23 protein-coding genes are annotated in these 23,254 nt (G+C 44.2%); 13 read left to right on the top strand and 10 right to left on the bottom strand.

Features of this window, described 5'->3' with window-relative positions; genetic code table 11:
* The first annotated feature begins 77 nt into the window (after nt 1-77).
* Nucleotides 78-1,442 carry a MocR-like pyridoxine biosynthesis transcription factor PdxR gene (gene pdxR / locus ACWQAU_RS09555; RefSeq protein WP_003642621.1) on the top strand — a complete coding sequence of 455 codons (1,365 nt, stop codon included), beginning with the start codon at nt 78-80 and terminating at the stop codon, nt 1,440-1,442.
* A 223-nt stretch (nt 1,443-1,665) separates the two neighbouring features.
* Here the strand turns inward: pdxR and zwf are convergent, their stop codons facing one another.
* From zwf to ACWQAU_RS09535, 4 genes are all read right to left on the bottom strand, one after another.
* Nucleotides 1,666-3,150: a glucose-6-phosphate dehydrogenase gene (zwf, locus tag ACWQAU_RS09550; RefSeq protein ID WP_003644713.1), complete on the bottom strand. Its 1,485-nt coding sequence runs from the start codon at nt 3,148-3,150 to the stop codon at nt 1,666-1,668.
* 117 nt (nt 3,151-3,267) lie between these two features.
* Nucleotides 3,268-3,615, bottom strand: coding sequence for an SdpI family protein (locus ACWQAU_RS09545; RefSeq protein WP_003642623.1), 348 nt, complete (start codon nt 3,613-3,615; stop codon nt 3,268-3,270).
* 407 nt (nt 3,616-4,022) lie between these two features.
* Nucleotides 4,023-4,967 (bottom strand): NADP-dependent oxidoreductase, encoded by a 945-nt coding sequence (locus ACWQAU_RS09540; protein ID WP_003645894.1) that lies wholly within the window; start codon nt 4,965-4,967, stop codon nt 4,023-4,025.
* 86 nt (nt 4,968-5,053) lie between these two features.
* Nucleotides 5,054-5,431 carry a MerR family transcriptional regulator gene (locus ACWQAU_RS09535; RefSeq protein ID WP_013355818.1) on the bottom strand — a complete coding sequence of 126 codons (378 nt, stop codon included), beginning with the start codon at nt 5,429-5,431 and terminating at the stop codon, nt 5,054-5,056.
* 331 nt (nt 5,432-5,762) lie between these two features.
* On the opposite strand from ACWQAU_RS09535, the gene ACWQAU_RS09530 reads away from it, so the two are divergent.
* Nucleotides 5,763-6,926, top strand: a complete 1,164-nt coding sequence (locus ACWQAU_RS09530) for an MDR family MFS transporter (RefSeq protein WP_013355817.1) — start codon at nt 5,763-5,765, stop codon at nt 6,924-6,926.
* Between the two features lie 157 nt (nt 6,927-7,083).
* Nucleotides 7,084-8,676 carry a cation:proton antiporter gene (locus ACWQAU_RS09525; RefSeq protein ID WP_011101877.1) on the top strand — a complete coding sequence of 531 codons (1,593 nt, stop codon included), beginning with the start codon at nt 7,084-7,086 and terminating at the stop codon, nt 8,674-8,676.
* Between the two features lie 107 nt (nt 8,677-8,783).
* On the opposite strand, the gene nrdI is transcribed toward ACWQAU_RS09525, so the two are convergent.
* Nucleotides 8,784-9,269 (bottom strand): class Ib ribonucleoside-diphosphate reductase assembly flavoprotein NrdI, encoded by a 486-nt coding sequence (gene nrdI, locus ACWQAU_RS09520; RefSeq protein WP_003642628.1) that lies wholly within the window; start codon nt 9,267-9,269, stop codon nt 8,784-8,786.
* A 307-nt stretch (nt 9,270-9,576) separates the two neighbouring features.
* Nucleotides 9,577-10,944: a hemolysin family protein gene (locus tag ACWQAU_RS09515; RefSeq protein ID WP_011101876.1), complete on the bottom strand. Its 1,368-nt coding sequence runs from the start codon at nt 10,942-10,944 to the stop codon at nt 9,577-9,579.
* Between the two features lie 237 nt (nt 10,945-11,181).
* On the opposite strand from ACWQAU_RS09515, the gene ACWQAU_RS09510 reads away from it, so the two are divergent.
* Both ACWQAU_RS09510 and ACWQAU_RS09505 read left to right on the top strand, forming a co-directional pair.
* Nucleotides 11,182-11,523 (top strand): hypothetical protein, encoded by a 342-nt coding sequence (locus ACWQAU_RS09510; RefSeq protein WP_003642630.1) that lies wholly within the window; start codon nt 11,182-11,184, stop codon nt 11,521-11,523.
* 28 nt (nt 11,524-11,551) lie between these two features.
* Nucleotides 11,552-11,971: an Hsp20/alpha crystallin family protein gene (locus ACWQAU_RS09505; RefSeq protein ID WP_003642631.1), complete on the top strand. Its 420-nt coding sequence runs from the start codon at nt 11,552-11,554 to the stop codon at nt 11,969-11,971.
* A 266-nt stretch (nt 11,972-12,237) separates the two neighbouring features.
* Here the strand turns inward: ACWQAU_RS09505 and ACWQAU_RS09500 are convergent, their stop codons facing one another.
* Nucleotides 12,238-12,600, bottom strand: coding sequence for a hypothetical protein (locus ACWQAU_RS09500; protein ID WP_011101875.1), 363 nt, complete (start codon nt 12,598-12,600; stop codon nt 12,238-12,240).
* Nucleotides 12,601-12,750: 150 nt separating this feature from the next.
* Here ACWQAU_RS09500 and ACWQAU_RS09495 point away from each other — a divergent pair, with 150 nt between their 5' ends.
* From ACWQAU_RS09495 to ACWQAU_RS09485, 3 genes are all read left to right on the top strand, one after another.
* Nucleotides 12,751-13,275 (top strand): DUF1836 domain-containing protein, encoded by a 525-nt coding sequence (locus ACWQAU_RS09495; RefSeq protein WP_003642633.1) that lies wholly within the window; start codon nt 12,751-12,753, stop codon nt 13,273-13,275.
* Nucleotides 13,276-13,451: 176 nt separating this feature from the next.
* A complete protein-coding gene (locus ACWQAU_RS09490; protein ID WP_003642634.1) occupies nt 13,452-14,201 on the top strand; it encodes a LytR/AlgR family response regulator transcription factor in 750 nt (249 codons plus the stop codon).
* A gap of 9 nt (nt 14,202-14,210) precedes the next feature.
* Nucleotides 14,211-14,867, top strand: a complete 657-nt coding sequence (locus ACWQAU_RS09485) for an HD domain-containing protein (protein WP_027821853.1) — start codon at nt 14,211-14,213, stop codon at nt 14,865-14,867.
* Between the two features lie 172 nt (nt 14,868-15,039).
* Here ACWQAU_RS09485 and ACWQAU_RS09480 read toward each other — a convergent pair whose 3' ends face one another.
* Together ACWQAU_RS09480 and ybaK are read right to left on the bottom strand one after the other, a co-directional pair.
* Nucleotides 15,040-15,819, bottom strand: coding sequence for a hypothetical protein (locus tag ACWQAU_RS09480; RefSeq protein WP_021356259.1), 780 nt, complete (start codon nt 15,817-15,819; stop codon nt 15,040-15,042).
* Between the two features lie 4 nt (nt 15,820-15,823).
* On the bottom strand, nt 15,824-16,327 hold the full coding sequence (gene ybaK / locus ACWQAU_RS09475) for a Cys-tRNA(Pro) deacylase (protein WP_011101872.1): 504 nt from the start codon (nt 16,325-16,327) through the stop codon (nt 15,824-15,826).
* Between the two features lie 124 nt (nt 16,328-16,451).
* Between ybaK and ACWQAU_RS09470 the strand changes: the two genes are divergently transcribed.
* The 5 genes from ACWQAU_RS09470 to ACWQAU_RS09450 all read left to right on the top strand — a co-directional run bounded on the left by ACWQAU_RS09470 (nt 16,452) and on the right by ACWQAU_RS09450 (nt 22,573).
* Nucleotides 16,452-17,177: a GntR family transcriptional regulator gene (locus tag ACWQAU_RS09470; protein ID WP_003642638.1), complete on the top strand. Its 726-nt coding sequence runs from the start codon at nt 16,452-16,454 to the stop codon at nt 17,175-17,177.
* A 14-nt stretch (nt 17,178-17,191) separates the two neighbouring features.
* The gene (locus ACWQAU_RS09465) at nt 17,192-18,040 is read left to right on the top strand and encodes an alpha/beta hydrolase (RefSeq protein WP_027821854.1); all 849 of its coding nucleotides are present in this window, start codon (nt 17,192-17,194) and stop codon (nt 18,038-18,040) included.
* Between the two features lie 229 nt (nt 18,041-18,269).
* Nucleotides 18,270-20,636 (top strand): phosphoketolase family protein, encoded by a 2,367-nt coding sequence (locus tag ACWQAU_RS09460; RefSeq protein ID WP_011101870.1) that lies wholly within the window; start codon nt 18,270-18,272, stop codon nt 20,634-20,636.
* Between the two features lie 381 nt (nt 20,637-21,017).
* Entirely contained in the window at nt 21,018-22,166 is a 1,149-nt protein-coding gene (locus ACWQAU_RS09455) for a glycosyltransferase (protein ID WP_044432928.1), read from the top strand.
* Between the two features lie 209 nt (nt 22,167-22,375).
* Nucleotides 22,376-22,573: a DUF2929 family protein gene (locus ACWQAU_RS09450; RefSeq protein WP_003644707.1), complete on the top strand. Its 198-nt coding sequence runs from the start codon at nt 22,376-22,378 to the stop codon at nt 22,571-22,573.
* Between the two features lie 162 nt (nt 22,574-22,735).
* On the opposite strand, the gene ACWQAU_RS09445 is transcribed toward ACWQAU_RS09450, so the two are convergent.
* The gene (locus ACWQAU_RS09445; RefSeq protein ID WP_003642643.1) at nt 22,736-23,056 is read right to left on the bottom strand and encodes a helix-turn-helix domain-containing protein; all 321 of its coding nucleotides are present in this window, start codon (nt 23,054-23,056) and stop codon (nt 22,736-22,738) included.
* Nucleotides 23,057-23,254: the final 198 nt, after the last annotated feature.

The following is a 23,254-nucleotide window of genomic DNA, read 5'->3' as shown; positions in this document are numbered from 1 at the left end:
GATTACCGTTTATAATAAACAACAATCGTCCGGTTAGAAATAGACAATTTTGATAAAAATGAAAGGACAGTTGTGTGATGCCATTAAATCGTCAGTCAACGACACCGTTATATATTCAGTTATACCAGCAGATGCGTGATGACTATGATGCTACTCAAGCCAACCACCAGTTATGGTCAATTCGTAAAATGGCACAAAATTTGGGAGTTTCCAAGACCACTGTCGAACAAGCTTACGATCAGTTGCTAGCAGAGGGCTATGTTTATACCGTTCCCGGGAGTGGCTACTTTTATCGCGATCGGACACACTGGCCAGCAGCTAAACAGGCGCTGGAGACTGTGCCACAGCCCACTAAACCCAGGGCGTTCACTTATGATTTTCGGTATGGTGTGACTCAGTTGTTATCGCCAAGTTGGAACGCTTGGAAACGGGCTGTCCGACTAGCGTTGCGTCAGACTGAGCAGCAACCAACGGCCGTTTATCCGGATGCGCAGGGCTTACCGGCTTTACGTGAAAACTTGGTTCGATTTTTGAAAACGACTCGTGGTGTGCGGTGCACAGCGGACCAGATTGTCATCACGAGTGGGGCTAAGGCAGGTCTCAGTATTCTACTTAGTATCTTGCCACGCGGAACGGTCGGAATTGAGAATCCAGGCTACCGCGGTTTATCCGAATTGGCGGCTAGTTATGGACAGACGGCGGTCCCCATCAGAGTGACGGAAGATGGGCTCGATTTGACACAAGTTCGTGCGCGTAATCCTCAGATCATTTATACGACCCCTGGCCATCAATTTCCATTAGGAGTCGTCTTGCCCATCGAGAAACGATTAGCGTTGTTACAATGGGCGGGGACTCAGCATCTCATCATTGAGGATGATTATGATAGTGAATACCGATACAGTGCGCACCCATTACCCGCGCTACAGTCGCTAGCAACGGCTAATCAGGTGGCTTATTTGGGGACATTTTCGCGGGGAATTGATCCGACATTACGGATGGGATATTTGGTCTTACCACCACAACTGGTGGCAACTTATCATCAACGGTATCAATATCGGGCTGAAATGGTGGCCGGCCTGTTACAACAAGCAATGGCTAATTATTTTGAAGATGGGGCGTATTATCGGCACCTTAGTCGAAACCGAGCTGCTAATCGACAAAAGTATCGGGTACTTTGTCACCAGTTAGCGCAAACTAAGCAGATCCGACCAATTGCAACCGGCGCGGGGGTACACTTAGTTGTTCAGATTCCAGGCATTGCACAGGCTAAATTATTAGAAGCCCTAGAACGGCAACAGGTTCGGATTTATCCGCTTAACTCCAATTGGCGCGACATGCCCACGGCGGACTATTACTTGTTAGGGTTTGCCGGGCTGACACTGTCAGAGTTGACGACCGGTGTCAAACGGTTGATTCAAGTTTGTGAACAACTGGTAGGGTAGGCGTTTATAAGCGGAATGGGTGGTGTTAGGGATTATTGCGACGCTAGTTAAGCTAATCCGCAGGCGCAATCCCGAAGAGCAAAATAAACGTGTATTGCCGATGGGCAGCAACCCATCCAATTGTTAAAGCGATATAAAAAGGACCAGTTATCAACACGTTGTTAGGCAAGTGTTGGTAACTGGTTCTTTTAATTAAGCCATTTAAGTGAATACGCTAGGACGGCTAGTTGCGGTAGACCCAGCGGTGACCATCTTGACGTAATAATTCATCGGCCGCATCTGGTCCCATTGTACCAGGGCGGTAGTTTGGAAATTCGGGTTGATGTTCATCCCAGTATTTTTGAATGACGTCAACGAATTTCCACGAATCGGCAACCTCTTGCCAGTGGGTAAAGTTGGTTGCGTCGCCATTTAAGGCATCGTGAAGCAAACGTTCGTAAGCTTCTGGGCTACCAGCCGTGGCTTCAGCATCGTGAGAATAATTCAACTTGACCGGGGTGGTTGCGAAGCCTTGGCCGATTGCTTTAGCATTCATGCGGAGCTCGAAGCCTTCAGTCGGTTCAACGTTGATTGTCAAGATGTTTGGATCGAGACTGGTTGCTGCGTCGTCATTAGCTCGGACGTCTTCATGATTGAAGATATTGACGACTGGCCGTTTGAACACCACGTCGATTCGCGTGAACTTATCGGCTAAGCGTTTCCCAGTCCGGATGTAAAACGGCACTCCGGACCACCGATAATTATCGATCATGACTTTACCAGCGACGAAAGTATCGGTGTTAGAATCTGATGAAATCTTATCTTCGTCACGGTAAGCTTTAGCATCATCGCCGGCACCGTATTGACCACGGACAAAGTTGGTTGCGACTTCTTCTGGTTTAAGTGGTCGTAAGCTCCGTAAAGCCTTGACCTTTTCCACGTCGATATCATTTTCAGTGAATTCAACTGGTTGATCCATTGTTAACAGACTCAAAATTTGCAAAATGTGATTTTGGACCATATCCCGCAAGGCACCGCTGTTATCATAGTAAACGGCCCGTTCTTCGACACCCAGTTTTTCACTTAACGTAATTTGGACATTGTCGATGTAACGGTTGTTCCATAATGATTCCCAAATATTATTGCCAAAACGAATGGCCGTGATATTTTGAATCATTTCCTTACCAAGGTAGTGGTCAATTCGATAAATCTGATTTTCGTTAAAAGTAGCCGTTAATTGGTCGTTAAGTTCCTTGGCACTTTCATAATCATGACCAAAAGGCTTTTCGATAATGACGCGGTTAAAACCGTTATCTGTCAGAATATTTTCGGAACGTAAGTGTTGGGCAATCGTACCGAAGAAGTTTGGTGCCATTGCTAAGTAGAAGATCCGGTTGCCTTGTAAACCATATTGGGCGTCCAGCTTTTCTGATAATTTTTTCAAAGTTCGGTAATGTTCAGCATCAGTAACGTCATGCGATTGATAATAAAAATGGCTCGCAAATTGCGTCACCGTTTCCTGATCAGCATTCAGATCAGCTAGGGAGTCACTAATAACTTCATGATAGTGATCATCAGTCCAAGGACGCCGAGCCGTCCCAATAACGGCAAAGTGGTCCTTGAGATAGCCCTTTTGATAGAGCTTAAATAGTGACGGGTACAGTTTACGCTGTGCGAGGTCACCAGTACCGCCAAAGATGGTGAATAAGGCAATTTTTTCGTTACTCATCAATTTCACTTCTTTACTAAGAATATTTTAAACCAAGTACTTGTTCATAAGCATTAATTCAGATTAAACTACCGTATTAATATTAAACCATACGTGGTGATGGTCAATTATAAAGTACTAATGTTGCGGAGATTTTGGGAACTGGTGTTTCAGTTCACGCTCAGTTGCAACGTTTTGCATGATCAAACCAACCGCTAAGGCGATGGCTTGAAAATTAAAGCTTTGCAATAGCGGAATCTTGAACAGACCACCAATAATCGCGCCGATTAACAAAATGGAAAAGATTTCGATGCCAAACATTGAATAGAAGCGTTGTGCGAACCGCCATGTTTCCTCATTTTCAATCGCGCGTCGCGACATGTAGCCAGCGAGTGAGCGCATCTTAGGCATTCGCACGCGTTGATAGATCCAGAGCAACAGAATCACTAGGAAGCCTAACGCCAAGCCAAAGTTGTTATTCGCCATGTTGTCACCTCAATTGTTGAAAGATTACACCGGTTGGCAGTGTTTAATTATATTATAACAATCATCAGGGGTGGTAGTCGACAATCAGGTTCAAAAACCGGACATTTCAATATTAATTTTTATGGATTGTCGAATTAATATTAGTACAACCTGGTTGAGACAGTTTGAACTTAGTCCAAATTCATCATGGCATCGTGAATTATAACTGGTTGTTAAGTGTGCTGGGAAGTTTAAAGTGATTCATTAAATTAAATTGATTGGTTTGTTACCAAGTGTGCCATGGTTAATTGGGCCGCTAAAATAAAAATGAACGTTCAGAAGTCCTTCGAACTCTGAACGTTCATTTTTACAGTGGGACTAGCTACTAAGAATGGTGCCGGAAGATATTTATTGAGTAGCAGGATTGGTTAATCCGTCACGTGAATGACGATTTTACCCGTCGTATGGCGACTTTCGATGGATCGATGACCCTTAATGACATTGGCTACGGAGAACGGTAATGTCGCAACGGTTAGCTTCACTTGACCGCTGACAACTAATTGGGCTAAGTCGGCTAGGTCTTGTGATGAGCCTTGGGTGAACTGAAAGGCAACTTTTTTCTGTTGATCATGTTGCTGCTCGTCCGTCGGTTGACCGGCAATGGTTGCAAGCTGGCCGTCAGCTTTTAGGACCTTGAGACCAGTATCAATATCACCAACGGTGTCAAAAACGGCATCATAGTCGTGCAAGACGGCGGCAGGATCGGTTTCATGGTAATCAATGACTTCATCGGCCCCTAGGCGAGTTAACAAGTCACGGTGATTAGCACTAGCGGTGGTCGCGACGTAAGCGCCAAAGGCTTTAGCAATTTGAATTGCAAAGAGGCCAACACCACCAGCTCCACCCTGCACCAGAATCTTCTGTCCGGATTGCAGCTTAAGATTGTGCTTCATGCCGTAATAAGCGGTTAGTCCAGCGATTGGCAAAGCAGCAGCTTGATCAAATGATAAGCCTGCTGGGAGATGGGCTAATTCTTTAGTATTAACAGTAATAAATTCACCATAAGTGCCGTTATTAGCTGCGTGGGCAGGCGCGGCGGAACCAAACACAGCGTCACCGATGTTAAAACCAGTGACGGCCTTGCCCATTTTGGTAATGACACCAGCGAAATCCCAACCTAAGACCAATGGAAAGGCCCATAAGTCAGTAAAAGGTGAGGATAGGGCTCCCATCCGGCCAGCAATATCCATGGGATTGAGACTAAAGGCGTGAATCGCAACTTGAACTTCATCAGCTTGTGGTTCGGTCGTGGGCATGTCGACCATCGTAAATTCATCTGCGGAACCGTATTGGTTAATAGCAATTGTTTTCATAATATCGTAACCTTCTTTGATTAAGTGTGCCGTTAGTATAAACTATGGTGTCCACACGATAGCAAGTAAAAAGTAAAAAAAGTTGGTTAATGATTTGGAGAAGCTTCAAAGTAAGCAATCTTATGTGCTAAAAACTGATCAGTTGCCTGTAATTGAGCGATTTGCTTTTTCACAGTAGCACGATATGCGCTCAGTTCTTGGATTCGCTGGGCCCGGTTTGGAATGTTGCCGTCACCGCTGAGTAGTTTTAGATCAAGGCCTAATTGCCGAAAAGTGGCAACGAATTGTAGACGCTCTAAATTTTGACGTGAATACTGTCGGTAGTTGTTGTGGTTGCGTGGTACGGGCCCAATCAACTGTTGTTGTTCATAATAACGGAGGGCGTCCTTGGTCATACCGGTGATGGCGACAACCTCTTTGGTACTAAATGCCGTTTGTTCGGCTGGAATGGTGAAAAGTCTCATGTCAATTGCTCCTTTTTGACTTTAGTATACACGTGGTCAGTGCTTCTCGGAACAATACTAAAACGGATGAAACGGATCCGCGGAGTGGGGGCCGCATTTAGAATGCACCAAATAGTCAAAGCACGGGCCTAGGCTGCGACTACAGCGTTGCGATTGTAAACAACATGCAGTGTAAGACTTGATGCTAAGCGCGGCTTAAGTAAAAATGATTTCGTAGACTACTCAGCACCTTTTGCGACCTGATTGGTAGGTAAAAACGGTCAGGCGGCGTATACTATTTAGGGTATTGTTTTCTCAATGAATAAACTTAAATTAGAAATGTGGTGAGGAGATGCAAAAAGAAGTTCGGTTACGGTGGCTGTTTCTAGCCAATTTGCTGAATAATGCGGGTGCCGCTTTTATGTGGCCATTAACAACGGTCTACATGCATAATTATCTCAAACAAAGCTTGACGTTTTCGGGAATTATTCTTTTTTTGATGTCGTTGGCTATGATTGCTGGTAACTTTATTGGCGGGCGCTTGTTTGATCACTGGCGACCATATTATACAGCGCTACTTGGTGGTGGTATTTCGACCGCAATTTTAACAACGTTGATTTTCTGGCATAGTTTGTGGCCTTACGCGATTGGCTTGATCATTGTCGGCTTTGGTGATGGTATCAGCATGACAGTCGTCAATGCCTATGCCGCAACGGTAACGACTAGATCCAACCGGTATGTTTTTAACATGCTTTATTTAGCACTCAACGTTGGGGTCGTTATTGGGACATTATTGGTCGGTTACTTGTTGGAACTAGGTATCAATGTGGTGTTCATGGTGGCAACAGTTTGCTACCTTGGTCTTATGACGATTACGCTAAGTACCTTTAACGTCACACCGACTGTTCGGACAGAGAAAGCTGCGCCACAGAAGCGGGATGTGACGCCTAAAAATCACCGTCAATTAATCTGGATGATTTGTTTGATGATTTTCACCATTTATCTGAGTTATGCCTTATGGGAAAGTATTCTTTCCGTGCACATGACCAACTTGGGGATTCCGTTCCGCCGGTATAGTGAAGTTTGGACGATTAACGGGCTATTAATTATTGTGAGTCAGCCGATCGTGGCGTTATTCAACGAACGATTTAAGATTGGCACTCAGATTGGCTTGGGCATTACGCTATTTGCCTTATCATTCTTGGGATTAGTATTTGCCCGGCAATACGTTGATTTTATTATTATCATGGTGGTTTTAACGATCGGTGAGGTCATTGGCTTACCGATTGCACCCGCCTGGGTCGATGATATGGCGGCTGATGATCAGCGCGGAAAATATCAAGGCCGATACAACATGGCTTTGTCATTGGGACGAGCTGTGGGACCATTGTTCGGTGGCATGATGGTGGCTCAGTTCTCCTACTCGTTATTGTTTATTACGGTGACTATCTTAATGTTAGGTAGTTTGGCGTTAGTCTTGTGGCGCGCCCGGCGAGAACACTTATTAAATGGTTAAGGAGCAGGTGGGCCCCGTGATATTAACAAAGCTTTTAAGGTCAAATGCCTTGAAAGCTTTTTTGATTCTTTGAAAGTGATGATGGAGACGATTGACGATACAATTTGAGCATTATCGGATAGAATAAATGAATTAATTAATAAAATGAGGTGAGTACGTGAATTTGATGGTTTCCAGTTTTATTCTGGTGTTGGCTGCGGTTGTTAGTATTTTTATTTCCCGGGTAATGCCGCAAATATCTGTGAACTACTTGAGTCTGATCGTCGGTATTGGCTTGTTTTTTATTCCAGTTTTGAGCAATCATATTGAAAACTTCAATTCTGAAATCTTTATTGGCCTGATTGTTGCGCCACTCCTGTTTTTTGAAGGACAAGCCACTCGACTGAATGCTGTTGGTAAGGAATTAAAGCACATTATCCAAACGACAGTTGGACTAGTCATTCTTGCCTTAATTGTCGCGGGATTTAGCTTGGCAGGGCTGGGATTAGTCGGCTTGCCGTTAGCTTTTATTCTAGCGGCTATCAGTACGCCGACCGACGCCACGGCAATGGAATCGGTGACGAACGGTTTGGAGATGCCATCAACTGAGGGAACTTTTTTAAAAATGGAGTCGTTGTTTAATGATGCTTCTGGCATCATCTTATTGAACATGGCGGTTCTCTGGTATGCTAATGGCTATATTAACTATGGGCAAACGATTATTGATTTTATTATTTCAGCTGTGGGTGGGGTACTCTTTGGTTTTGTCAGTGCCTGGATCATGGTTCTGTTTCGGCAAGTATTGTTACGCTCTTCGTATAATTCGTTGAATGCGTCGCTGTTGATGTACGTGATTACGCCCTTTATTTTGTATTATGCTGCTGAGGCGATTCACGTTTCTGGAATCATTACGGTTGTGGTTGCGGGATTAGTGCATAATGCGGAAGCCCAACGAAGCCGGTTAATTAATGCACAACAAGTTCATTTTGCTTTTGACTTGGTGAGCATGATTACTGAAATCTTTAATAGCATGGTGTTTGTGGTTCTTGGATTCATGTTTATCAAAATTCTTGTTAACGAACAATTCGGGCATGGGTCCTTGAACTTTTTGTTGATTGGGCTTGTTCTGTATATTAGCAATGTGCTGGTGCGTTACAGCTACGGTCGGTTGCGGTTGAGTTTCAAAAATCGGCCCGCATGGATTTTTGCGCTAGGTGGCGTGCACGGTGCGGTAACGCTGGCCTTAGCCTATACGTTAACCGATACTGCGGTCGGACGTGGTGACTTTAACTTGGTTCTAATGGCTGCCAGTACGTTGATTATTCTGAGTATGGTCGTGCCGACGATTATTTTTCGCTGGTTGCTAAAGCCGGCGTTGACTGATGATGAGGCAACTAGTGAGATTGATCAGATTCGGGTGGCGATGGTTCACCACGCGATTGATACAGTTCAGAAAATGTATTTGCCGCCGAATGTGAAAGAATCCGTCATTTTTGATTTGATGACCCAGAAACAACGGACTAGGACTCGTGATTTTGCACGGGCCTGGGTTGACGTTGTTCGGCGACCGGAATTTACTGGTGCAGAAAAAGAATTAGAGATGCGAGCATTTATGAATGCACTCGAACAAGAACGGCAATATTTGGATATGATTTCACAACGAGAGGTCAAGTATCAGAAGTACGTTTTTAAATTGTACAATGAAACCTTATTAGCGGAATCACTAGTCATCGGCCCCACGATATTTGATAAGGATAAGGCAACGGAATAGCGTGAAATCGTCGTTACTGAGGCGATTGGTCAACTTCGTGCTGTGAACACAATCAAGGTCCAAGTTAGCGAAAACTAACTTGGACCTTGATTGTTTGGTTAATTCGATTAAAAGGTTTGATTGTCTAAATAGGCGGCCAAACGGTCTTTCATCACGTTATAGACGCGTTCAGTATCAACGGCAGTCCCGCGAAGCTCATAATCCGCAATCATGTCCGTGTCAAGTTGTTCAGCATAACGCCGAGCGGTTAGACAGTACTGATCGTTAAAGTTACGGTTACCAGAACCAACAACTCCGAGACAGAACCGTGAGTTTTGATCGTAGTTAAGATATTCACCTAACACGTTGGTCATCAATTCCTTAACCCCATTGTCAATGCCGTTACCACCGTCAAGGTAGGTTGGGACAAAGGCGAAGTAGGGTTCAGTCTCAATGGCAAAGTCTGACTGTTCGGTGATTTCTTTTAAGGTAATTAACGGGTTGCTATCATCAGCTGCATGCTGGGTCTTGGCGTAATCCTGCATACCAGTGACAAATGAGCGGGTATTGCCTTCAATGGAGATATAAATGATATTGATTGTTGATTCACTCACAGCAGTTCCTCATTTCTGTTTTACATTAGTTTTAGTTTACGCTGGGCACTACTTAATTGCAAACGACTACGGCTCCGAATCGTCGCAGTTTGTCGTGATAACGGCCGGCTTAAGATAAACTTAATTTTTAGTAGGCTTTCCCTTAAATCAACCGCATCCAATTTATGTACAACAGGTTAGTGGCAATTCACACGACTTATCATATAAAAGTACCAAAGTTGACCAGTTGAAGTTCGCCGGATACAAAAAAATGGCCCCTAAGAAATCAACTTTCTTAAGTGCCATTTTAAGTAGTGCGTGTAAATATTTAGTCTTGTGTTTGATCGTCATTATGATCGTCAGGTGTGCTATCCCTCTGGGCGCTAACCTCAAACCAATTGATATAAGCATTTTCAAAATCAAGCGCTTTGAAATTGAAGTTACCGATTTGAATCGTATCACCGGCTTGGATTTTAGGAAAATTATCCAAAATATAACCGGTCAAAGTGACAACATCGGAATCTTCAAATTCTTGTAAGTCGGTCTTGAAGTAGCGTTCAAAGTCGTAGATGGTCATCTTACCACTGATGCGGTAAGTGCCATCGGCCTGCTTTTCGATGTATTCGTTAGAAACATTGTCGATTTCGTCATTGACGGTTCCGAAAAGTTCTTCGTAAATATCCTTATCAGTGACGATCCCACTGGTCCCACCATATTCATCAACCACGACGACGATCGGCGTTTGTTTGTCGATCATCTTTTGGAGAATAGCTTGAATCGGTGTAGTTTCAGGAATTGTAATGATATTACGCAATAACTTATTGACCCGAATATCATCGTCAACTTCACCTTGGCGAATTAAGTCATAGTTATAAACGTAACCCAGAATCTTGTCCTTATCATTGTTAGCTACGACGGGTAAGCGGCTAAAGCGTTTCTGTAAATAAACGCGAATGGCTTGCTTGACGGTATCGTTGATATCAATCACAACTAGCTGAGTACGGTCGATCATGATATCCTTAGCGATCTTGTCATTGAACTCAAATGCCCGCTCCATGTAAAGGTAATCGTTACGTTCAAGCTCACCGCCAGTTACGGCATTTCGTGATAGGTTAAGAATTTCGGCTTGTGAATAAACATCATTATCTTCATTCGCAACTGGGATGCCTAACATTTTGACGACGCCAGCTGATGAGACATTCAACAACCATACAAAGGGGTAGAACATCACGTGGAACCACCGTAATGGTGTCGTAATGACTGCCATTACTTTGAGTGGCATGTCGATTGCGATATTTTTAGGCACGATTTCGGTTAAGACCACTTCTAAGTAGGTCAGTAGGAAAACCCCAATGACGATACTAATACCTCGTAATACCGCGGTTGAGACGGATAGGTTGAAGAGGGATAAGAAATCAAGCACAAAGTGTTCAGTTGTTTGTTCACCAATCCAACCTAAAATGATACCAGCTAACGAGACCCCCACTTGGGTGGTTGAAAGATACTCGTTAAGGTTGCGGACCATGTGCAAAGAAGTTGCGATCCGTTTTGACGGTTTATCACGTTTTTTTTGTTCTTCTTCGAGAGCGCTAGGGCGGGTCTGAACGAGTGCAAATTCACAGGCCACAAAGAAAGCCGCGACGAAGAACGTAATGACAATAATGACTAAATTTAAAATTATCTGGCCACTGTCCAAAGAAACATTCCTCATTTCATAATATTAGTTACTTTAAGTATAACGCGAAGTAGCTAATATTATAAGGCTTATCACCCGTTTTGTCAGCCCCCGCGACGGTTAATTAATTGGTCTATCGTAGTCAGCGGGCCTACTGGCAACCCTTTAAGCCCAAATAATGCGATTGCGAGAAAGATGGTTAACGTTTCCAATGAATGGTGCTAAACTAAGGGTATACCAAGTAAAGGGAGATCTTTAATGATGCCAGTAGAAACGAAAACTAAGATTCATGAGGATTCGAAGAAATTGGTTTATCAAGATAGTGATGTCAAAAAAGCGATGGATTTAATTCGTGACCGTGGTTACGTGACCCGTGCAGATTTCAATCAGATGGACGATGCGGATTGGGCGGCCGGTTTTGATCAAAAGATTGAAGCCGCTTTCCTAAAAGTTGAAGGCGAAGACCCGTACATCTACTTCGAACAATTTGATTTCAAAGGTGGCGACATTGATTCGATCATCTTTGATATGGACCAAGTTGGCACGCGTGACCATGCCTTAGATTTACTTGCTGAAGCCATTCACCAACAGGCTTACTAATAATTGATTTGATACGGAGGTTATTGACATGCGCCAGCAATTATTCGGTCATCATCTGGATGATCTACTAAAGCCCACCAAATTATTGAAGCGGGCTCACCGGGAAGCAGAGAACGTCTTAAACGCACACGTTGGGATGAAAACGGACGTGGTTGAACATGACGATGATTACACCGTAACGGCAGAATTACCCGGTTTTGATAAGGACGCTATTACGGTGAAGTATGCTGACGAATGGCTAACTATTCGGGCGCACCGGTCGCAAGACGATCGCAACGATGACGGGCGCGTACTCCATCGCGAACGAATGGACGCGGACTTTACCCGGAAGTTTCATCTAACGAATGTCGTGCGCGAAGAGATTCAAGCGCATTATCAAGCAGGACTGCTGACCGTGACGTTGCCAAAAACCGTTGCGGATAGCGAAGGTAAGATCGAAATACAATAAATAAAAGCATCGTCAGCGAATCCTGACGGTGCTTTTATTCGGTACATACACATTGATGACAACGGATTTTTTTGCACACTTAGGGGTGTTGTTAGCAAGGTGCTGTCTCAACTAGTTGATAGAGCTAGCAATCAGTCGTGACAACCTAAGTGAGCACGAATCTGAAAGTCTGTAGCATAACCAGGTACAAATTCGGGGTAGTCAGTGAACATCGGTCACCACCTGAGCAGCTTATTAGCAATCATGATGTGATTTAAAGTGCGAGCCTACTTTTGCTCATCAGTCGCATCGTCATTGGTGTCTTCAGCTTTATTAGCGTCCGAGATGCTCATTTGAATCGTACGGGGACGGTCTTTGATAATAACAATCGTCCCATGGCCGAGGAAGTCTTTGGGCCCATCATAGGCCATTTCATATTCATTGGCGAATGAGCCGGATTTTTGAAGTGTCATGAAGAAAATTTTATTGTCTTCGTAGTCGTCACTGAACATGATGGCCATCGTGCTATCAATCAATAATTTCTCTTTGCGCATCGCTTTGAGACGGTCCCAAAGTCCGGCAATCACTGCTTGTGGGATCATTTCTTTAACATCATCACCGACACGGAGCTTTTTGGTCATTTCATACATACTACATAACCTACTTTTCATTTGTATTTGCATTAACCCATAAATGATACCATATTCAGAAATTAATGTGATTTACAATGTCATCTAGTTTACAAGACTAGTTAATCTAGGTATAATTAATGTAACCTATTTATCAGAGGAGGACGCAGCATGGCAGCTAATGAGACTTATGCAGATTGGCAAGCCCGCATGGCAAAGGTGATTCTGCCGAAGTGGATCGAGTTACCAAACTTTGACTTATATATGGATCAGGTCCTATTATTAATTAATGAAACGTTGCAGCCATTAGGTGCTGATCCAGTTACTGCCGCAATGATCAATAATTATGTCAAACATAAAGTGATCTTGTCACCAGTCAAGAAGAAATATCAAATTATGCAATTGGCGGATATTATTGTCATTAGCTTACTAAAACCGAGTTATCCACTGGATAAAATTCGTCAGGGAATCGACCAAGTGACTGCGACTGGCTATCCCAAGCGAGCTTACGACAATTTTATTACGGTATTAACGAATCAACTTCATCATCCCGATGATCCAATTACGATTTCTGATCAGGATCTCAGTCACAGTTTAACAACCGCAGCGGCTCAACTGATTGTTAATAAATTGCGCACGGATGAATTATTGCGACTTAATCAAGTACAGACCAAGCCACAACAAATTGAAAAATAAGCTGAATGCGGTGGACCAAGTAATGTCAGTTATTTGGTCCATACGTGTTTTTTTGGTTGCTGGAATGGCGGGGCTTTAGTATCATATAAAATGATTGTAAGCAATTTAAATTGGGATAGAGTGGATCAACAGTGGTTTGTTTGTTAATCTGCTTTACATTGGGAAGAGTGATTGATATGAAGGTGTTTATCAGTGACGATCAAGAACAACAGCGTCTCTGGTTAAACGACATCATTACGGCACAGCTGGAGGCATTGCACTTTAATTATGAGTTAGTCTCAGTATGGCAGCCGACCGATGTGTTAGCGGCGGTAAAGGATGGCGGCGGACCAAATCTTTATTTTTTAGATATCGTTTTACAACGCGAAATCAATGGCATTCAATTGGCCTCTAAAATTCGTGATTATGATCCTGATGGGTTTATTGTCTATGTGACGGTGCGTGATGACATGATCCCGGATACGTTGAGTGCGATGACAACACCAACCGGGTTTATTTCAAAAACAAATATGTTCGATAAGGCAAAGTTTGTTCCAGAAGTACAAAGAGTCCTACAAGTCGTAAAAAAACGGTTAGGTATGTTACAGCAATCTGCTGAACCGACTTTAACGATTCGAAGTGGTGCGTTATTATTAACGCTGAAGCTTAAAGATATCATCTACTGTGAGAAGGAACATGGGCTGCGGACCACGCGAATCGTGACGACGACCCAGTCCTATGTCGTACATAAGAATTTAAATACGATTAAGGAACAACTGACAGCGATGCATTTTTTTAATGAGTTTCAAAGTTATGCCCTCAACCTTGACCATGTGATTACGGTTGATTTTAATAAGGGCGTGATTAGCATGGACAATCATGATCACTTGACCTTTAGCCGGGGAACGATCAAGAAGTTACGGGCGTACTACCAGACCCAGGGATAGGATGAGTGTATGATAACTGAAACACAATTAACAGCAATTCAAACGTATGCTTTGCAAAAGCTTGCTCACGATCATAGTGGGCATGGTCGCGATCATTTGCAGCGGGTCAACCGGCTAGCACGCCGGCTGGCAAAAGACGAAGGGGCGAATTTAAATCTGACTTTAGCGGCAGCTTGGCTGCATGATGTGATCGACGATAAATTGATGGCCGACCCAGCGAAGGCGCATCAAGATTTGATTGTTCAATTGAACGCGCAAAATGTTACGGCTGACGATCAAACGGCTATTTTTGCAATTATTGATCACATGTCATTCAGCAAATCCTTCAACGGCCCTCAAAAATTAAGTCTTGAAGGGCAAGTCGTTCAGGATGCGGATCGGTTAGACGCGATTGGCGCTATCGGGATCGCCCGGGCGTTGTATTATTCAGGTCATGTCGGTGAAAAAATCTATGACCCGGCAATTGCGCCACGTGAACATATGACGCGTGAACAATATCGACACCAGCCCGGCACGGCTATCAATCACTTCTATGAAAAGTTGTTCAAGTTAGCAGCTCTCATGAATACGGATACTGCCAAAGCACTGGCAGCCCACCGGACAGCGGTGATGCACGAGTTTGTTGACCAATTTAAGGCTGAGTGGACGGCGGATGATAAGGCGTAATGGCATCCCTACGTCTAGTTGAATCACTAGTTCTTTGAGCTGAGATCATGTTATCAGATGATGCAATTACCATTTATATTGGCTAACGAAAAAGGCCATCACAAGAATGTATCGTGAATTCTTGTGATGGCCTTTTTAGCCCTTATTCTGGTTTTAAGGCTGGCAATCTAAATCAGGCACGGTTGGTCAGAAGATGGGTTACCAACATGACTAGTAGGGACACGAGTAGTGAGTAGCCCAAGATAATGGCGACCATTAGTCCCCAAGTAACTAACGTATGGATCCAACCGGTGATACCGATGAACGTCAGTAAGGTAGTCAGCACGATAATGATGACGATGGTGCTATACAACCCGATCGCACTATTCTGATAATCAGCGGGACTTAGATCGAAGCCACCAATCACAATGACGAGGGTTAGAAAGAGCAACATTAATAGTTGCCACCAACTCGTTGGCGTACTGGTTAACGCGTGAAAACTTGCAGCCCATTGTGGTTGTTCGGGTGTATCAGCTAATTTGAAGATGGCTTGAAATAGGCCAGGAGCGAGTAGCCAGTCTAGTCCAAGGAGTGCCGCTGTGCATCCGAAGATGGGGGCGACACCAATGAACAGGTTACCAATGACTTGATACCGGCTGTGCCGATTCCAAGTATGGTTAACATAGCCTAGTGCCAGATCATCCGCCGACTCATCTTCAGGATGGAGGTGAGGGCGTTTGAGCAGCCGGACCGATTGGATGCCGTGGCGAAAAATCAGTGCGAGGATTAGATGGCTAAGCTCGTGGATGATGATGCCCAGAAAACCACAGTAGACTTGACTGTTAATACCGTAGTGGTTGACCAGATTCGCTTTGGTTTGTCGGTTGATAATCGTCAGTAACCAAGCGAATAGTCCGGGTAAACCAATGATGACCAGCAAGACGATGCCGTTATTCTTGATCAAGTTATCCACGAGGCTACTCCGTTATTGGACCAAAAGTGCCGTGCACGAGCTTGCGTAGATCATCAGCGTCGATTTCAATTGAACGCCCGATTTTACCCGAAGATACGAGAATCTTACCTTGCTGCTTAGCGGTCTCGTCTAAGTAGATGGGAAACTTCTTAGTTTCCCAAATACCAACTGGTGTGTTGGCGCCGTGTTGGTATCCGGTAGTTCGTTCCAAGTCCTTTAATGGAATCATGCCAACTTTTTTGTTGCCGGATAGCTTAGCCAATTTTTTATAGCTGAGGTGCTCATCTAACGGCAAGACACCGACGACGGGACCAGTCTTGTTACCAATCAGCGCTAAGGTCTTGTAGATATGATGTTCGTCAACACCGAGGTGGTCGACTTGTAATTGTTGAACGTCGCCTTCCGCTTCGGTTGGAAATTCATATTGTTGATAGCTGATATTTGCTTTATCCAAAATCTTTTCAACAAGTGTTTTACCTAATTGATCTTTTTTCTTCTTTTTTGACATTATTGTTAACCTCACATTTATTAAAAATACGGTCCAATTTTATAAATGGACCGGAACAATTCACCCAAACGCCATTAATTCTGCTATACTTGAGGTATGAAATAACCTCAAAGGAGGGATTACAATGGCTGACCTAGTTTATCAACAAGTCATCAATGATCTCAATAAACGGATCATGGCGAATGAATTTGTTGATAAGAAGCTTCCAGATGAACGTAGTCTTAGCGAACAGTATCAGGTAAGTCGTAGCTCGATTAAGCGCGCGCTTAACGTGCTAGCCAATAAGGGCCTGATTTTCAAGAAGCGGGGTTCGGGAACGTTCATTAATCCATTATATCTTAAAAATCAATCTTCGTTTAAGTATGAAGGAACTAACCTAGGAATTACGGACAGTTTAAATACTGAGGGTGCTAAGCCCAGTATTCAATTATTAGACTTTCGCGTCATTCCTGCAAGTCAAGAGTTGCAACAAGACTTATTTTTAACTGCTGACGAGTTTGTTTATGAAATCAAACGGCTGCGATTACTGGATGACCAGCCTTTCATGATTGAAAGTGGCTATATTCCAATCAAGCTTGTGCCCCAGTTGAACCGGCAAGTGGTCAGTGGCTCGATCTTTAATTACGTGCAAAAGACCTTGCACGCCGCAGTGACCAAATCATTCTTATCGATTGCGGCCGATGCGTCCAATACGACTGATCAAGAGTTGTTACATTTGCAGCCAAATGAACCGGTGGGCCTGATGAGTGGGATTTTCTTCTTAGATGATGGGACACCCTTTGAAGTGTCTAATATGCGACTACATTATCAATATATGAAGTATACAACGTTTGTGTCAACGAATAGTTAGGAGTCTGAGGTGTCATGGCACTGATTCGTATTAATTTTATGGCGGCTAGTTTACACCGGACCGTTCCCCTGATGGTGTGTTTACCAACGGATAAATTGGTCCCAGATGAGCAGGGCGTGCCGCGCCCGATTCAGGGTCCGTTTGCCACCCTGTACTTATTGCACGGTATCTTAGGTAGTGAAGTCGACTGGATTAGTGGCACACGAATCCAGCGCTGGGCCGACGAACGGAACCTGGCTGTCGTGATGCCAGCGGGCGAGAATAGTTTCTATACTGATCATCCTTGGTCTGGGGAGACGTATAGTCAATTTATTGGTCAGGAATTGATTGATTTTACACGCCGGACGTTTCCACTATCACACCAGCGTGACCAAACTTTTATTGGCGGATTATCAATGGGTGGTTACGGGGCGCTGTATAACGGACTAAAATTTCACGATATTTTTGGGGCCATTGTGAGTTTATCAGCCGGACTGAATGTGCGACCCGGAATGGAAAAGTTACCGGCAAAACCTCAGTGGTTTGCGGAAACGGCCGCATATCAGCATGGCGTTTTTGGCCCAGATCTAGCAGCTGCTGGTCATTCGGAATTAAACCCGCAAGTGCTCGTAACTAAATTACTGGCAGCTCACGTCGCTTTACCCACGATTTTTATGGCGATTGGCGATCAGGACGGCTTAAAGCCAGCGAATGATGAATTTGATCATTTTCTAACGGCCAAAAAAGTTTCGCATGAATATGTGGTCGGTTCTGGAGCGCACGAGTGGGATTTCTGGGACCGCTATCTATTAAAAGCACTGAACTGGTTGCCACTAACTAATCAGGGCGCCGGTGTTAATTCTGGGCATATTAAAGCTAATTGATGGGCTGCTTCAATCATTCTGTGTACAAATTATTAAAAAATATATTAATCTAAAAGCAAGGTGTCCCAAGGGATGAGCCTTGTTTTTTTGTTTTAATTTATAAAATTGGACCGTTCCAATTAACAAAAAGGTTGATTTTTTGAAATGAGTTGTTAAAATAGAACTTGTAAACGAAAACATTTAAACAGTTAGCGTTCAAGTGAAAAGCAAATTAAGGAGTGTTTTTGAAATGACAACAGATTACTCATCACCAGCATATTTGCAAAAAGTTGATAAGTACTGGCGTGCTGCCAACTACTTATCAGTTGGTCAACTTTATTTAAAAGATAATCCACTATTACAACGGCCATTGAAGGCCAGTGACGTTAAGGTTCATCCAATTGGTCACTGGGGGACGATTGCCGGTCAAAACTTTATCTATGCTCATCTTAACCGGGTCATCAACAAGTACGGTTTGAAGATGTTCTACGTTGAAGGTCCAGGTCATGGTGGTCAAGTGATGGTTTCAAACTCTTACCTTGACGGTACTTACACCGATATTTATCCAGAAATTACGCAGGATGTTGAAGGGATGCAAAAGCTCTTCAAGCAATTCTCATTCCCAGGTGGGGTTGCTTCCCATGCGGCACCTGAAACACCCGGTTCAATCCACGAAGGTGGCGAACTTGGTTACTCAATTTCACACGGGGTTGGGGCAATTCTTGACAATCCTGACGAAATCGCCGCGGTTGTTGTTGGTGATGGGGAATCCGAAACGGGTCCATTAGCAACTTCATGGCAATCAACGAAGTTCATTAACCCAATCAACGACGGGGCTGTTTTACCAATCTTGAACTTAAATGGTTTTAAGATTTCTAACCCAACGATTTTTGGTCGGACTTCTGATGCTAAGATTAAGGAATACTTCGAAAGCATGAATTGGGAACCAATCTTCGTTGAAGGTGACGATCCTGAAAAGGTTCACCCAGCCTTAGCTAAGGCCATGGATGAAGCCGTTGAAAAGATCAAGGCAATCCAGAAGCATGCTCGCGAAAATAACGATGCAACATTGCCAGTATGGCCAATGATCGTCTTCCGCGCACCTAAGGGCTGGACTGGTCCGAAGTCATGGGACGGTGATAAGATCGAAGGTTCATTCCGTGCTCATCAAATTCCGATTCCTGTTGATCAAAATGACATGGAACATGCGGATGCTTTAGTTGATTGGCTCGAATCATATCAACCAAAAGAACTCTTCAATGAAGATGGCTCTTTGAAGGATGATATTAAAGAAATTATTCCTACTGGGGACAGTCGGATGGCTGCTAACCCAATCACCAATGGTGGGGTCGATCCGAAAGCCTTGAACTTACCAAACTTCCGTGATTATGCGGTCGATACGTCCAAAGAAGGCGCGAATGTTAAGCAAGATATGATCGTTTGGTCAGACTATTTGCGGGATGTCATCAAGAAAAATCCTGATAACTTCCGGTTGTTCGGACCTGATGAAACCATGTCTAACCGTTTATATGGTGTCTTCGAAACCACTAATCGTCAATGGATGGAAGACATTCATCCAGATAGTGACCAATATGAAGCACCAGCTGGCCGGGTCTTAGATGCTCAGTTATCTGAACACCAAGCTGAAGGTTGGTTAGAAGGTTACGTCTTAACTGGACGTCATGGGTTATTTGCCAGTTATGAAGCCTTCCTACGCGTTGTGGACTCAATGTTGACGCAACACTTCAAGTGGTTACGTAAAGCCAATGAACTTGATTGGCGTAAAAAGTACCCATCACTTAACATTATCGCGGCTTCAACTGTATTCCAACAAGACCATAATGGTTATACCCACCAAGATCCAGGTGCATTAACTCATTTGGCCGAAAAGAAACCAGAATACATTCGTGAATATTTACCAGCCGATGCCAACACGTTATTAGCTGTCGGTGACGTCATTTTCCGGAGCCAAGAAAAGATCAACTACGTGGTTACGTCAAAACACCCACGTCAACAATGGTTCAGCATTGAAGAAGCTAAGCAATTAGTTGACAATGGTCTTGGTATCATTGATTGGGCAAGTACGGACCAAGGTAGCGAACCAGACATTGTCTTTGCAGCTGCTGGGACGGAACCAACGCTTGAAACGTTGGCTGCCATCCAATTACTACACGACAGTTTCCCAGAGATGAAGATTCGTTTCGTGAACGTGGTCGACATCTTGAAGTTACGTAGTCCTGAAAAGGATCCGCGGGGCTTGTCAGATGCTGAGTTTGACCATTACTTTACTAAGGACAAACCAGTGGTCTTTGCTTTCCACGGTTACGAAGACTTAGTTCGTGACATCTTCTTTGATCGTCACAACCATAACTTATACGTCCACGGTTACCGTGAAAATGGTGATATTACCACACCATTCGACGTACGGGTCATGAACCAGATGGACCGCTTCGACTTAGCTAAGTCGGCAATTGCGGCGCAACCAGCAATGGAAAACACCGGTGCGGCCTTCGTTCAATCCATGGATAATATGCTTGCTAAACACAATGCCTATATCCGGGATGCCGGAACTGACTTGCCAGAAGTTAATGATTGGCAATGGAAGGGTTTAAAATAAGCAGTTAAAATCTTAATTTGAAAATAGCGTTGCTACTGGCCTGTGCCTCCAGTAGCAACGCTATTTTTGTGCGCTATTAATTGTGTTGATTGGTGCTGGAATGTAGCCTATGACGTCTTAATCAGAACCTAGCTAACTGACGTTTAATCAAGAAGCAACTTGCAATGACTAGCATAATGTGAATTGTGAGCATATTTTAATTGGTTTTTAATTATTCCTGTTATAATAACGCTACCTAAGCTGATACTAGTGATGGTGATTAGTTAAGGATGAACGGGTCTGACGCAATCAGCTCAGCCTAACATCGTCGATTCCGGTTCCATGAACCGAGTTTATGTGGAAAGGAGCGACTGGTTGTTTAATCGCCAGTCAACGATGCTAATGAAAATTTTGATAACAGTCGAGAATTTAGTGATGGATGGTGTCAAACGAGCGGCGACGGTCCTCGGCAATGCGTTGACCTCGCAAGCCGAGGTTGCTTTTTACTCCTTGGCCCAACCCCGGTCTTTCTATGAACTGAGCGCACCGCTTATCACGGCGCGCCGGCCTGCAAGTGCGACGGTACTTAATTACTTTGGCGCTGATCCGTTGACCGTTTATGCGCCTCAAATAGATGATTTACTCACGACGATTGGGTCGGGAGCTTACGATGCCGTTATTCTCCCGGGAGGTTTACTGACGAGTTTTGCTCCGGCAATCAAACAGCGTTTTCCACGGGTCAATGTCATTGCGTGGATGCACAATAATGTTGATATCTACCTCAATCAGTATTACGTCCAAATGCAAGATGAACTGGTCGCAGGGCTCTTAGCGGCTGATACGGTCGTGACATTGACCGATTATGATTGGGAAGGCTACTCACGTTTTAACGCCCATACGGTCAAGTTCTATAATCCACCGACCATGCAAGCTCATGGTCAGCAGGCCGACTTGGCGCAACATATCATTGCCTACACTGGTCGTATTGACCTGCAACATAAGGGGCTCGATTATTTGTTGACAGTTGCGCGAGCCTTGCCCGATGATTGGCAAATTGCAGTCGCAGGGACTGGTCCCGAAGACCAATTAGCGACGTTCAATCGGTTGATGGCTGAACTCGATGTTCGTGACCGCATTATTTATCGGGGTGCGCTGAAAGATACTGAGTTACGGGCGCATTATCAACAGGCGAGTGTCTTCATGATGACTTCGCGTTGGGAAGGGATGCCATTAGTTATGGGGGAAGCGATGACGATGGGGTTACCGATCGTCTCAATGTGGAATACTGGCTCAGCCGAGTACTTGCAGGGTGGCCAGTACGGTGTGTTGACTCCGGCCCGCGATGTTAATGCTCTGATTACTGGCTTAATGCCACTGTTAACTGATTTTGACTGTCGCGCTGAATATGCCGCGCGCGCTCGGCAACGCAGTCATGACTTTACCTTGAGCAAGATTGTCCGGCAGTGGCTGGCACTATTGAATCGCCAATATGTTCCGCAAACGGTCGTCGAATCAAATTGGCCTGCGGATTTGAGTAGTGGGGGACATTAGCCTGTCATAGCGGTCATGATAATCGCTCAGTACTTAGGACCTGAATGGTCGGTGCTGAGCTTTTTTGTCATTGATGGTGGGGATTTTCTTTGGATAGAACTATTATATAAAAGTTATGAATTCTATTAATCAATTTGCAAACGCGTGACGACTTTGATACACTCAATCAAAAGGTCAGCCGTGCCTGACCGCATTGGAGGAGCTTGCTATTGAAGACAACGTGGCTGGCTAGTTTACTAGTCACAATCTTTTGGGGCGCCGTATTGGGGCTCGTTGTAACGTATTTAGGTGGGGCGATGGTCGAGGCTTTGACCGCCACCCCCATCGTTCGTGAACCATTCAAAGCCATGGCGGTGGGTATCATATTGGCAGTGATGAGTGGGTTATTAGTGACAACGCACCATTAAGAACTGTATGCTGGCTTTAAGGGCGCTTAGCCGACCGTTAACAAGCTTGATAAATTAAAAATGATTCGCCTTCTTGTCAGAGGAAGGTGAATCATTTTTTAGTGTAGATGAATCACGGGGTTCAATGGTGAACTAACTGTCCGGAGTGCGTTGCGCAAATGCTCACGATTTGGATAGTCGGAGTAGTTTGAGTAACGTACCGGCAAGTTCTTCACGTTGATGGGCTGGCAGATCACTCAGGTAGTCGAGTAATGCAACAACATTAGGTGATTGGAGAAGCTCGTCGCGAAAGAAGTCCGCTATTTTTAAATTCAGAGTTTCAGCGATTGCGGTCAAACTTTGTAGTTTAATGTTATCGACCTTACCACGTTCGAGTCGAGAAATTAGCGAGATTGAAACATTCGATTGTTCGGCCAATTGCTCGATGGTGATGCCGTGTTGCTGTCGGCGTTGCCGAATGATTTTGCCTATCTCGGTTAACATGGGAATCCTCCTTAATCCATTAAGCGTCTTAGCACTAATTTTAGAGGTTTCGCTATGCTTGAAACAGAGCTGTAAGTACCTTATAAGTACCGTTATAAGGTCATTAAAGCTTTTGATACGTGATGCTAATTAAATCACGTTACTTTGCTTTCAGTTATCGAACTCATGCTGAATTTGTGATCCGTTGAATGTGACAAA

The organism is Lactiplantibacillus sp. 3062, from assembly GCF_055413545.1.
The sequence above is the reverse complement of the archived record's forward strand: the minus strand, read 5'-3'. Positions and strand labels throughout refer to the sequence as shown.

Coding starts and splice junctions, on each gene's coding strand:
- pdxR (WP_003642621.1), top strand. CDS start 78: ATGCCATTAAATCGTCAGTCAACGACACCGTTATATATTCAGTTATAC.
- zwf (WP_003644713.1), bottom strand. CDS start 3,150: ATGAGTAACGAAAAAATTGCCTTATTCACCATCTTTGGCGGTACTGGT.
- ACWQAU_RS09545 (WP_003642623.1), bottom strand. CDS start 3,615: ATGGCGAATAACAACTTTGGCTTGGCGTTAGGCTTCCTAGTGATTCTG.
- ACWQAU_RS09540 (WP_003645894.1), bottom strand. CDS start 4,967: ATGAAAACAATTGCTATTAACCAATACGGTTCCGCAGATGAATTTACG.
- ACWQAU_RS09535 (WP_013355818.1), bottom strand. CDS start 5,431: ATGAGACTTTTCACCATTCCAGCCGAACAAACGGCATTTAGTACCAAA.
- ACWQAU_RS09530 (WP_013355817.1), top strand. CDS start 5,763: ATGCAAAAAGAAGTTCGGTTACGGTGGCTGTTTCTAGCCAATTTGCTG.
- ACWQAU_RS09510 (WP_003642630.1), top strand. CDS start 11,182: ATGATGCCAGTAGAAACGAAAACTAAGATTCATGAGGATTCGAAGAAA.
- ACWQAU_RS09505 (WP_003642631.1), top strand. CDS start 11,552: ATGCGCCAGCAATTATTCGGTCATCATCTGGATGATCTACTAAAGCCC.
- ACWQAU_RS09500 (WP_011101875.1), bottom strand. CDS start 12,600: ATGTATGAAATGACCAAAAAGCTCCGTGTCGGTGATGATGTTAAAGAA.
- ACWQAU_RS09495 (WP_003642633.1), top strand. CDS start 12,751: ATGGCAGCTAATGAGACTTATGCAGATTGGCAAGCCCGCATGGCAAAG.
- ACWQAU_RS09490 (WP_003642634.1), top strand. CDS start 13,452: ATGAAGGTGTTTATCAGTGACGATCAAGAACAACAGCGTCTCTGGTTA.
- ACWQAU_RS09485 (WP_027821853.1), top strand. CDS start 14,211: ATGATAACTGAAACACAATTAACAGCAATTCAAACGTATGCTTTGCAA.
- ybaK (WP_011101872.1), bottom strand. CDS start 16,327: ATGTCAAAAAAGAAGAAAAAAGATCAATTAGGTAAAACACTTGTTGAA.
- ACWQAU_RS09470 (WP_003642638.1), top strand. CDS start 16,452: ATGGCTGACCTAGTTTATCAACAAGTCATCAATGATCTCAATAAACGG.
- ACWQAU_RS09465 (WP_027821854.1), top strand. CDS start 17,192: ATGGCACTGATTCGTATTAATTTTATGGCGGCTAGTTTACACCGGACC.
- ACWQAU_RS09460 (WP_011101870.1), top strand. CDS start 18,270: ATGACAACAGATTACTCATCACCAGCATATTTGCAAAAAGTTGATAAG.
- ACWQAU_RS09455 (WP_044432928.1), top strand. CDS start 21,018: ATGAAAATTTTGATAACAGTCGAGAATTTAGTGATGGATGGTGTCAAA.
- ACWQAU_RS09445 (WP_003642643.1), bottom strand. CDS start 23,056: ATGTTAACCGAGATAGGCAAAATCATTCGGCAACGCCGACAGCAACAC.